Below are 11,551 nucleotides of genomic sequence, written 5' to 3'. Positions count from 1 at the left end.
GCGACCTGGTGCAGGACGTCGTCGCCGTACAGGCCCTGGCTGCCGGTGAGAAACCAGATCTCCTGGTCGGGGTAGGGAGAGGCTGTGGTGTCCATGAGGGTTCCTTAAGTGTCTTGGGTCTCTTCACGTATGGCTGATGGAGGGCTGGGAGCGATGGCGAGCCCCTGTCCGTGGCGAACGTCCGTCAAAGGCGGCTTGCAGATCCGGACGGTCACCACTGTCCGAGACCGAGCGCATGCGGTCCGACGGGCGATGCTGCGTGACGAGAGGCTGTTCACCTGAGTCTCACCAGGTATGTGGATGGCTTGACATGGTCATCGAGGCGTCTGTCAGAGGGGGTTGACCACCGAGCGTGGCGTGGTGCTCAGGCGGAGGTCTCGGTGCGCAGGCGGCGCAGCCGGTGCATGACCTCGTTGGCGCCACGGCCGAAGTAGTCGTGCAGCAGCCGGTATTCGGCATACAGCCGGTCGTAGGCGGCAGCCCGCTCCGGGTCCGGCCGGTAGACGGCCGGCCGGGCCTTGGCCATGGCCTGGGCGGCGGCCCGGATGTCCGCGTGCGCGCCGGCCGCGACCGCCGCGTGCATCGCCGCACCCAGCGCGGGGCCCTGCGCCGAGTCGATGACCCCCAGGGGCAGACGGGTCACGTCGGCGTAGATCTGCATCAGCAGCGGGTTCTTCATCAGGCCGCCCGCGACGATCAGTTCACGGACCGGGACCCCGGAGGTCTCGAAGGCTTCGATGATGGTGCGGGTGCCGAAGGCGGTGGCCTCCAGCAGGGCGCGGTAGACGTCCTCGGGGCGGGTGGACAGCGTCAGCCCGACCACGACGCCGCTGAGGTCGTGGTCGACGAGCACGCTGCGGTTGCCGCTCTGCCAGTCCAGCGCGATCAACCCGTGCTCGCCCACCCGCTGCTTCGCGGCCAGCGCGGTGAGGTGCTCGTGCGGATCACGGCCCAGCACGGCGGCCTCCTCGGCGTACGAGGCCGGGAAGGCGGTGCGGACGAACCAGCCGAAGATGTCGCCCACCCCGCTCTGCCCGGCCTCATATCCCCATAGCCCCGGCAGGATGCCGCCCTCAACGACCCCGCACATGCCCGGTACTTCGGCCCACTGGTCGCTGCTCATGACGTGGCAGGTGGAGGTGCCCATGATGGCGACCATCCGGCCGGGTTCGACGGCGGTGGCGGCCGGCGCGGTCACATGGGCGTCGACGTTCCCGACGCACACGGCGATCCCCTCGGGCAGGCCCGTCCAGGCCGCCGCCTCCGCCGTCAACCCGCCCGCGCGGTCGCCGAGCTGGCCGATCGGCTGGTCCAGCTTGTCGATGACGAAGCCCGCGAAGCCGGGGTTGAGCGCGGCCAGATAGCCGGCGGAGGGATAACTCCCGTCCTGGAGCTGGCCCTTGTACCCGGCGGTGCACGCGTTGCGGACGTAGGAGCCGGACAGCCGCCACACGATCCAGTCGGCCGCCTCGATCCACCGCTCGGTCACCTCGTAGAGCTCGGGGGCCTCCTCGAGGAGCTGGAGGGCTTTGGCGAACTCCCACTCCGAGGAGATCTTCCCGCCGTACCGCTTCAGCCACGGCTCCTTGCGCACCTCGGCGAGTGCGGTGATCCGGTCCGCCTGAGCCTGCGCCGCGTGATGACGCCACAGCTTGACGTAGGCGTGCGGGCGGCCCGCGAACTCCGGCAAATCGCACAGGGGCGTGCCGTCGGCGAGGACCGGCAGGACCGTACAGGCGGTGAAGTCCGTGCCGATACCAACGACCTGCTCCGGGCGCACGCCGGAACGGGCCAGTGCCTCGGGGACGGCGATGCGCAGCACGTCGAGGTAGTCCGAGGGCACCTGGAGCGCCCAGTCGGGCGGCAGCGGGGTGCCGTCGGGGAGGGCGCGGTCCAGGACGGCGTGCGTGTACGGGTGCTCGGCGACGGCCAGTTCGGCGCCGTCGGCGACCCGGACCACCACGGCCCGCCCCGACAACGTGCCGTAGTCGACTCCGATGACGTAAGTGTCGGGATGGGTGTGGTCGAGGTGCTCGGTGGTCACCGCCGGGCCGCCCTTTCGTTCGGTATTTCAGTCTTTGTTCGATATGGCGAATGGGGTCGAGAGGAGATCTCGGGATGGGACCCCTGGTCGGAGCTCGGCGCAAGTGCCCGGGCCCCGACCGGAGTTGGTTGTCAGCCGGAGACCGGCGCGACGGTGATGCGGTCGATGTTGGGTGCGTAGGCGCTCGCGTTGGCGAAGCTGATCGTGTTGGTGCCGGCCGTGAGGGTGACCGGGACGGGCAGGTCCCAGTAGGTGGACCAGCTGTAGTTGTTGCGGAACATGACGGTCTGCGCGGTGCCGCCGTTGACGGAGATCTGGGCCGCCCGGGAGACGACGTTGGTGTTGTAGTTCCCGGAGCCGGAGACCTGGTTGTTGGCGTAGCGGACGTTCATGACGTACCGCCCGGCAGCGGCGGCGCTCACCTGGAAGGTGAGGGTGTTCGCCGAGGCGTTGCCGATGTAGCCGACGTACTTGCCGCCGGAGGCCCAGGTGTCCGAGGTGGCGACGGCGGTTCCGGCGAGGGTGGCGCTCTCGGCCTCGTACGCGGTGACGCCCGTGGTGTCGGTGCTCGCGGACACGCGCAGGTCGCGCAGGGTCAGCGTGGTCGAGCCCGAAGTCGCCGCCGTGATGCGGTTGTTGCCCGCCGAGAGGTAGAGCCGTGAGCTCTTGTCGGTGAGCGTTCCGCTCGTGGAGGCGAGCGAGACGGCGGTGGCGCCGTCCAGGGTGAGGGTGCCGGAGCCGTTGGAGGAGTAGTCGGTGTGGACGGTGTAGTAGCCGTCGGTCGGCGCGTAGACGTCGAAGGCGGCCGAGGTGCCCGAGGTCAGCGCCAGGGCGCCCGCTCCCGTCGAACCGGAGGCCGTGTAGTTGTAGGTCGGTGAGCCGGTGATGTCGGCGTACGTGGCCGGGTACGAAGTGTCGGCGGTGGAGGCCGCGGTGAGGTCGATCTTGTCGAGCGTGACCTCGTTGGTCCCCTTGGCCAGGGTGATCGTGTGCGTCCCGGCGGTCAGGGACACGGAGGCACTGGCCGTGGAGCGGTAGGTCCAGTTCAGCGTCCGTGAGTAGGTGACCGTCTGGGACGAGCCGCCGTCGACGGTGAGGGTCTGGGTCGCTGGGCCGCCGGACTGGTTGCCGTAGAAGACGTTGACGTTGTACATGCCCGTGGTCGGGGCGGTGACGCTGAAGGCGACCTTGCTGCCCGTCTGGTTCAGGCTGCCGACGTCCTTGGTGCCCGACGTGGCGTACCCGTAGGCGTTGGTGACGCTGCCCTGGGTGTAGACGGTGCCGCTGGTGATGGTCGCGTTCTCTGCTTCGTACGACGCCGACCAGGGAGTGCTCGCGGCGGTGGGCGTGCCGGTGCCGGCCGGGTTGATGACGATCCGGTAGGCCGACATCGGGTCGAGGTTGGTGAGCGGGACGGTGATGCTGCCGTCCGAGGCGACCGTGTACGTGCTGCGGGCCAGGACCGTCGGGGCGGGGCCGGCGCCCTCGTAGCCGCTCCACGCGGTGCGCTCCACCGAGACGTTGACGGTGCTGCCGAACGACGACGGTATGTGCTGGACGACCGTGTTCGCCGAGCCGGAGGTGCCGCCGCCGAGGAGGACCTGGGCCTGCTTGCGGCCGGTGTCGAGGGACGCGATGCCCTGGAGCGTGTCGATGACGTTGGCCTGCGGCGGGGTGACCTTGGCGGTCTGGCCGGTCAGGCCCGCGTACCAACGCAGCAGCCACCAGTCGCCGTTGGGGATGTTGGTCTGGCTGACGTTGCCGTCGAGGTTCCCCGCGATGTCCCAGTACGCCTGGTCGGCGTAGACCTTGTTCCGCTCGAACATCGACATCCACTGGACCATCTGGCCCGGCACCGAGAGGTCGCGGCGGTCGCCGTACTCGTTGATGTTGACCGGGCGCGGGCTGATGCCCGCGTTGGTTTCGATGGTGCGGTAGGCGGCGAGGTTGCCCTCGAAGTTGGAGAGGGAGGTGGGGTCCAGCTCGTGCCAAGTGGTCATGTCCGGAAGGACGTTGTTGGCCTTGGCCCACGGATAGAAGTCGCCCATCAGGCGGGCGTCGTAGTGCGTCTCGTTGGGGCCTGCGATGCGTGCGTTCGGGATGATCGAGCGGATCTTCTTGTAGACCGTCGTCCAGTCGCTCTCGAAGCTCGCGAGCGCGCTCTGGTACGTGGCGGTGGTCGAACTACCCAGCCCTGTGTACCAGTTGCCGTCCGGCTCGTTGAACGGCACCCACACGAACGTGCTCGCGTCGGAGCGGGCCGCGACCTTGGTGACCATCGTGGTGACCTTGGACAGGTAGTCCGTCAGGCCAAGGTTCTCGTACGGCCAGCTGGCGTAGATGTCCTGCATGTAGATGAGGTTGTCGCCGCCACCACCGCGGGCGAACTCCGGCTGGACGACCAGCGCGTCACCGTTCGGGTGCTGGGCGCCGTCGGGTGCCTTCTGCGCGATGGACGTCATGTGCAGGGGCGTGACGATGTTGTCGCCGGGCACTCCGTCGTCGCTGAGGCCGTACAGGGCGCCGTTGGCTCCGTGCATGACCGCGCCGGTGGTGGTGCCGAGGTCGACGGTCAGTTGCGGGGTGGCCGCCTGCGCGGCGGGGACGGCGAGCGCGGTACCCAGGAGGGCGGCGGTCACCACCGTCGCACCCATGAGGGCACGGGCGGAGCGGGGTCTGCGGGCTGTTCGAGGCATGGCTGTCCTCCTCCTCCCGCGGCGTTGCGGGAGGCTGTCGGGGTACTTCGCGGGTGACCGGGGCGGCTCAACTGGCCGAACCCCGGGGCTACTTGACGGCGCCGCTCGTGATGCCGGAGACGATGCGCCGCTGCGCTATGACGAAGACGAGGACCATGGGGAGGCTCATCATCACGACGTAGGCGAAGATCAGGTGCCAGTTGTTGAGGTACAACTGCGCGTTGGCGACCTGGTAGAGGTTGAGCGGCAGGGTGGCCTTGTCGCCGCCGCCGAGGACGAAGAAGGCGTAGAAGATGTCGCTCCAGGCGTAGAGCATCACCATGATCGTGGCGGTGGCGATGACCGGGCGCAGCAGCGGCAGGATGATCCGGAAGAAGACCCGGACCGGGCCCGCGCCGTCCATGCGGGCGGCCTCCTCCAGCTCCTCGGGGAGGGCGCGGATGAACCCGGTCATGAAGAAGATCGACGTGGACAGGTACATCCCGGCGTAGACGCCGATCATGCCGGGTCGGGTGCCGGCCAGGCCGAGTTGGCGCAGTTCCATGACGATGGTGATCACGGCGGGCGGGAGCAGCAGTCCGCTGATGCTCAGTGCGTACAGGGTGTTGACCAGGCGGCCCTTGCGGCGGGCGAACACCCAGGCGGCGCCCGCTCCGAGGAGCAGGACGAGGACGACGGACGGGGCGACGACCAGGAGGCTGTTGACGAAGCCCTGGACGATCTTGCCCTCGTCGAAGCTCTGCTTGTAGTTCGCGGCGGCCTGGACGTGGTGGGGCAGGGAGAGGTTGGGCTTGATCGCCTCGGCCTGTGGCTTGAACGAGGTGACCGCGACCAGCCAGAGCGGGATGCCGATGGTGACGCCGGCGACGATCAGGACGACGAGCGGCTGGACCCAGCGCAGTGGGCGCCGGTGCGCGGGGGCGAACGCGGTAACGGTGGTCACTGGTTGTCCTCCCTGCGGCGCAGGCCGACGATGACGGGCACGGCGAGGACGACGACGATGAGGAAGAGCACCAGGCTCATCGCGGACGCCTGCGCGTACAGGCCCTGGCCGAAGATGCGGAACATGTAGATGTTGAAGACCTCGGTCTCGCTGCCGGGACCGCCGCCGGTGGTCGCCTGCACGATGTCGAAGGTGTTCATGGAGCCGATCAGCGCGGTCGTCACATTGAAGGTCACCGCCGGCGCGAGCAGCGGGAACCTGACCGACCAGAAGGTGCGCCACCAGCCGGCCCCGTCGATCCGGGCCGCCTCCAGGACGTCACCCGGCATGCTCTTCAGGCCCGCCAGATAGATCAGCATCGCCAGGCCCATCCACTTCCAGCCGTGGATGAGGGTCACCACGACCAGCGTCCAGGTGGTCGAGCCGAGCCAGGGGGTGTCGACGTGGTGTCCCGCGAGCGAGGACAGCACGCTGTTGAGGGCGCCGTCCTGGGCGAGCAGGGCGCGGAAGATGTAGCCGACGGCGAGCGCGGAGATCAGTACCGGGAGGAAGAAGACCGCGCGGAAGAAGCGGTTGAAGCGGGTGTCGCGCTCCAGCAGCAGGGCGAGGGCGAGTCCGAAGCCGTTCTGGAAGACGGCCACGAGGACGGCGTACTCCAGGGTGATGCGGATGTCTCGGGCCATCGACCCGTCGTGCAGGATGGTGCTGAAGTTCGACAGTCCCACGAAGCCGATCTGCGAGTGGAACGCCGACCAGTCGGTGAACGGGTAGACGAAGTTCAGCAGGTTCGGCAGCAGGAAGAACACGCCGAACACGGCGAGCGCGGGCAGGGCGAACCACCACGGCTGATTGGCCTTGCCGCGCGGGCGGGTACGGCGGGACGTCCGGTGTCGGCCGTCGTCCTGGGCTCGGTCCTTCGCGCGCGTGGCGTCGATGGCGTCCATCGTGGCGGTGTCCACCACTTTCTTACCTCCGGTTGGGGTCCCGGGCGGGCCGCCGACGGGCGGCCCGGGGACGGGCTGGCGAAGGGCGCCGGTCAGAAACCGGAGACGCCGCGCGCCTTGAGGACCTGGGTGAACTGGTCCTCGGCGGCCTGGGCGACCTGCTCCGGGGTCTTCTTGCCGTAGATCATGTCGGCGAGGGCGAGGTGCATGTCGGGCGCGGTCAGGGCCTTGACCTGGAACACGCCGGTCGCGGTGGCGAGGGACTCGGCCTGGGCGATGGCGGTTTGCGGGAGGCCGGCGGGGTTGGGCACGGACGGCTCCACCGAGACGATCTTGTTGGCCTTGATGTAGGCCGGGTAGTCCTTGCCGAGCCAGAAGGACAGGAACTGGCGGGCGGCGTTCTGACGCTTGGCGTCACCGGTGTTGAAGGCGACGACGCCGTTGGTCTGGTCGGGAGAGTACAGAGCCTTGGCGGAGCTGTTGGAGACGGGGAACCAGCCCAGCTTCTGGTCCATCTCCGAGGTGCTGGAGGTCGCCTGGATCTCGCTCTGCAGCGAGGTCACGTTGACCGCCATCGCGGCGCTGCCGTCCAGGATCGCTTTGCCCTGGTCGACGAAGGTCGCCGTCTTGTAGTTCTTCTGCGCCAGCCCGCCGTCCAGGACCTTGGTCTTGTACTTCTTGATCGCGTTCACGATCACCGGGTCGGTCCACTTGGCCTGGTTCTTGTCGAGCTTGTCCCAGAAGCTCTGCGGCAGGTCGGTCATCTGCAGCTGGACCTGCCACTGCAGCGGCCACTTGTCGCCGCCCACCTCGAAGAAGGGCGCGACACCCGTCTTGGACTTGATCTTTGCAGCGGTCGCGAGGAGACCGTCGTAGCTGGTGGGCATCGTGGTGATGCCCGCCTTCTTGAAGACGTCCTTGTTGTAGTAGACGCCCAGGGAAGCCGGGCTGGTGACGATGGCCGCGTAGCGGTGGCCGTCGACCTGGCCGAGGGACTTCTCCGTCGTGCCGAGCTTGGAGACCCAGTCCTCGTTGTCGAGGGGCAGCAGGTTCTTGGCCGGCTGGACGAACGGCAGGGTGCTGCCCGTGGGCTGCCAGAACATCAGGTCCGGCTTGACGCCCGAGGCGAGCTTGGTCGGGACGTTCGACTCGTAGGGGTCGGGTATGACCTCGGTGGTGATCTTGGCCCCGGTGGCCTTCTCGAACGCCTCGATGGCCTGCTTGGGCTCCGAGACGCTGTTCTGGGCCACCCACATCGTGAGCTTGACGCCCTTGAGGGAGGCGGTCGGGTTGACGGAGCCCTCGGGTGCGGCGGCCGTGGCGCCACCGGTGCTGTCACTGCACGCGGTGGCGGTCAGCCCGAGGACACAGGCGGTGGCAAGGACGGAGACGGTTCTTCTCATGGCGGATCCTTGATCGTTCGCAGAGGGGAGGCGGGGCGGTACTGCGGAGATGTGCGATGACTGCGGGGAAGACGGCTAACGGATACGGCGAGGTCGGATGTCCGGTCCGGCTCATGCGTCCCGTGGCCCCGAGCTCTCCCGGAGGATGAGGGTGGGTTCGGCCGGTACCGGCGCGGGTTCCTGCTGATCGGTGTCGAGTTGGGCGCGCAGCAGCCCGAACGCGGCGCGGCCCAGCCCGTGGAAGTCCATGCGGACGGTGGTCAGGGACGGGGTGACGAAACCGGAGTGCGGTGCGTCGTCGAAGCCGATGACGCTGACGTCGTCCGGTACCCGCCGGCCCGCGTGGTGCAGGGCCCGCAGTACACCCAGCGCCAGGTCGTCGTTGCCGCACAGGATCGCGGTGACGTCCTCATTCCGGGCGAGTTTCTTGCCGGCCTCGTAGCCGGCCTGGGCGTCCCAGCCCTTGCCGGACGGCGGGGGCGGGGTGATATCGGCTGCTTCCAGCGCCTGACGCCAGCCCTCGGCACGGGGACTCGCCAGGCGCCGGGTTCCGGTCGAGGCGGGGATCGCCACGTAGTGGACGGTCTCGTGCCCGAGCGCCAGCAGGTGCTCGGTGGCGGTACGGGCCGCCTCGCGGTCGTCGGCCCACACCGCCGGACGGCCGGGTTTCCGGCCCGGCGGTGGTGCTTCCACCAGCGCCGCGCACGGTACGTGCGCCGGTACGCGGTCGAGAGCGGCGGCACCGAGGCGGTCGAAGCCGATGACCACCACGCCGCCACCGGTGTCGGCAGCCGCGGCGATCGTACGGTCCAGATCGTCCTCGGGAGTCACGACCCGTACGCCGAGCGCGTATCCGGCGGCGCGGGACGCCTCCTCCAGGCCTTGCAGGGTGGCTGCGTAACCGTAGAGGACGGTGTTCGACGTGATGACGGTGACCGACCGGGTGACCCCGCTGGCCAGGGCGAACGCGGTGGCGTTGCGCCTGAATCCCAAGGTCTGGATGGCGGCGTCGACCCGCTTGCGGGTCTCCTCCTTGACGTTCGGGTGGCCGTTGATGACCCGCGAAACGGTCTGGTAGGAGACGCCTGCCGCGGCGGCTACGTCGCGGATACTGGCGGCTTTCTGGTGCCCCTGAGGGGGGTCGCCCTGGCCGCCGGAGCTTGTGTGACCGGTCACATCCATGCGAGGATTGTGAGCGGTCACAACGTGGGCGTCAAGAGACCGTAACTGGGGATTTACCTTTCGAACACACCGACTTGAGCGGTACGAACGCTCCCGCCGGACGAGAAACCCCAGCTCGGTGCCCGTACGGGACCCGCAGCACCGAACCGTCCCAGAAGGGGAAATTGCGTTGACCAGTGTCGTAGGAGCAGTCGAGGGGTCCCGTGTCTGGTCGCATCCGGCGCTCGGGCTGCACGCCGTCGTCGATGCCTCCGGAGCGGCCCGGCTGGGAGGGACCGATCAGGACTGGGCCCAGCTGGTGCCTCTCGTCGAGGTCACGGCCACCGGGCACGGGCGCCTGTGGTCGGGGGAGCGCTTCATCGAGACGGCCATCGGCGAGCGCATGACCTACCGCGACCACGAGACCGTGCGGGACGGAAGCCGAGAGCGTACGACGATCCGGCTGGCGGACCCCATGACAGGACTGGCCGCCGAGGTCACCCTGGAGTCGGGCATCGGCTCGGGCTTCCTGCGCTCGCGGGTACGGCTGGTCAACGAGGGTGTTGAACCGGTCCGGTTGGAGAGCGTCACGACCCTGACGCTCGGCGGGATCTCCTCCTCCGATGCCGAAGACGGCCTCGACGGGCTGACCTTGCACTGGGCGGACAACGACTGGCTCGCCGAATGCCGTTGGCGCCAGGCCGACTTCCGTGACCAGGTCGTTTCGTTGACCCGATCCGCCCACGGCCACGAGGGGCGCGGCTGCTTCGAGCGCTATTCACAAGGGAGTTGGTCCACCGGGCGCCATCTGCCGGTAGGCGCACTCACCGACCGCGACGGCGGGGTGTGGCTGTGGCAGATCGAGTCCAGCGCGGGCTGGCGCTTCGAGACCGGAGAGCGCGAAGGCGCCGCGTACGTCGCCCTGTTCGGGCCCGACGACGCCCACCACCAGTGGCACCAACTCCTCGCCCCCGGCGAGGAGTTCCACACCGTTCCCGCCGTTCTCGTGCGCGCGGAGAGCGGCGGTCTGGACACTGCCTTCGCGACGCTTACGGACTATCGCCGCGGCATCCGGCGTGACCACCCCGACCACCGTGCGCTCCCGGTGATCTACAACGACTACATGAACACCCTGATGGGCGACCCCACCACCGAACGGCTCCTGCCCCTGGTGGAGGCGGCGGCGAGCGCCGGTGCCGAGGTGTTCGTGATCGACGCGGGCTGGTACGACGACGACGCCCAGGGCTGGTGGGACTCCGTCGGCGCCTGGGAGGCCGCTCCCAACCGCTTCCCGGGCGGCATACAGGAAGTCCTGGACGCCATCAGGAAGCACGACATGACGCCGGGACTGTGGCTCGAACCCGAAGTGGTGGGCGTGCGTAGCCCGTTGGCCGACACCCTGCCGCCGGAGGCGTTCTTCCGGCGCGGGGGCCTGCGCGTCACGGAACACGGACGGCACCACCTGGACCTGCGCCACCCGGCCGCCCGCGCCCACCTCGACGAGGTCGTGGACCGGCTCGTCGGCGAGTGGGGCGTCGGCTATCTGAAACTCGACTACAACATCAACATCGGCCCGGGAACCGAGAACGGTTCGGAAAGTGCCGGTGCGGGACTGCTCGGGCATCACCGCGCCCACCTCGACTGGATGGCCGGACTCCTCGACCGTCATCCCCGACTGGTCCTGGAGAACTGCGGATCGGGCGGCCTGCGCATGGACTACGCCCAACTCGCCGTGGCCCAGATCCAGTCCACCAGCGACCAGCAGGACCCGCTGCGCTACCCGCCCATCGCCGCCTCGGCCGGCACCGCCGCGGCACCCGAGCAGGCCGCCGTGTGGGCCTACCCCCAGCCCGACCAGAGCCCGGACGAGATCGCCTTCACCCTCACCGGCGCGCTGCTGGGCCGCATTCACCTGTCCGGATTCCTCAACCGCATGGACGACGAGCGGTTCGACCTGGTCCGCTCGGCCCTCTCCGTCTACAAGGACATCAGGGCCGAGATCGCTGCCGCGCACCCGTTCTGGCCGCTGGGCCTGCCCGGCTGGGACGACGAGTGGATCGCGCACGGGCTCCGGGGAGCGCGGTCCACCTATGTGACCGTCTGGCGGCGGGAGTCGGACGGCGCCGTGGACTGCGCGCTCGCCATCCCCCACCTGCGCGGCGCTCTTGCCGACCCCGTGGTGCTGTATCCGCCGACCGGCGACGCAGGGGTGGAATGGGACGCGGCCGAAGGGCGGTTGACGGTGACTTTGCCCCGGGCGGGCACCGCTGTCCTCGTCCGCTTGACCACAGGTCGATCCTGAAAACCCTGATCGAGCAGCGAGTCAGACACCCGCTGGTCCGCTTTGGCGGCCTGCGCAA

General features: G+C 69.0%; 7 protein-coding genes. 1 reads left to right on the top strand and 6 read right to left on the bottom strand.

Annotated features, from left to right (window positions below; translation table 11 throughout):
* Nucleotides 1-364: 364 nt before the first annotated feature.
* The 6 genes from araB to ACFXC1_RS43045 all read right to left on the bottom strand — a co-directional run bounded on the left by araB (nt 365) and on the right by ACFXC1_RS43045 (nt 9,212).
* Nucleotides 365-2,044: a ribulokinase gene (gene araB / locus ACFXC1_RS43070; RefSeq protein ID WP_381253672.1), complete on the bottom strand. Its 1,680-nt coding sequence runs from the start codon at nt 2,042-2,044 to the stop codon at nt 365-367.
* A 131-nt stretch (nt 2,045-2,175) separates the two neighbouring features.
* Nucleotides 2,176-4,740: a CBM35 domain-containing protein gene (locus ACFXC1_RS43065; RefSeq protein WP_381253670.1), complete on the bottom strand. Its 2,565-nt coding sequence runs from the start codon at nt 4,738-4,740 to the stop codon at nt 2,176-2,178.
* An 88-nt stretch (nt 4,741-4,828) separates the two neighbouring features.
* On the bottom strand, nt 4,829-5,683 hold the full coding sequence (locus ACFXC1_RS43060) for a carbohydrate ABC transporter permease (protein ID WP_043662415.1): 855 nt from the start codon (nt 5,681-5,683) through the stop codon (nt 4,829-4,831).
* Nucleotides 5,680-6,645, bottom strand: coding sequence for a carbohydrate ABC transporter permease (locus ACFXC1_RS43055; RefSeq protein ID WP_381253665.1), 966 nt, complete (start codon nt 6,643-6,645; stop codon nt 5,680-5,682). Before ACFXC1_RS43055 ends, ACFXC1_RS43060 begins: the two co-directional genes overlap by 4 nt.
* A 74-nt stretch (nt 6,646-6,719) precedes the next feature.
* A complete protein-coding gene (locus ACFXC1_RS43050; RefSeq protein ID WP_381253662.1) occupies nt 6,720-8,030 on the bottom strand; it encodes an ABC transporter substrate-binding protein in 1,311 nt (436 codons plus the stop codon).
* Between the two features lie 111 nt (nt 8,031-8,141).
* On the bottom strand, nt 8,142-9,212 hold the full coding sequence (locus ACFXC1_RS43045) for a LacI family DNA-binding transcriptional regulator (RefSeq protein ID WP_381253659.1): 1,071 nt from the start codon (nt 9,210-9,212) through the stop codon (nt 8,142-8,144).
* 169 nt (nt 9,213-9,381) lie between these two features.
* Here ACFXC1_RS43045 and ACFXC1_RS43040 point away from each other — a divergent pair, with 169 nt between their 5' ends.
* Complete coding sequence (locus tag ACFXC1_RS43040; RefSeq protein ID WP_381253656.1) at nt 9,382-11,493, top strand: glycoside hydrolase family 36 protein; 2,112 nt, start codon at nt 9,382-9,384, stop codon at nt 11,491-11,493.
* The last annotated feature ends 58 nt before the right edge of the window (nt 11,494-11,551 follow it).

Origin of the sequence: Streptomyces hokutonensis (genome assembly GCF_042751305.1) — a bacterium.
GTDB classification, from domain to species: domain Bacteria; phylum Actinomycetota; class Actinomycetes; order Streptomycetales; family Streptomycetaceae; genus Streptomyces; species Streptomyces hokutonensis_A.
The sequence above is the reverse complement of the archived record's forward strand: the minus strand, read 5'-3'. Positions and strand labels throughout refer to the sequence as shown.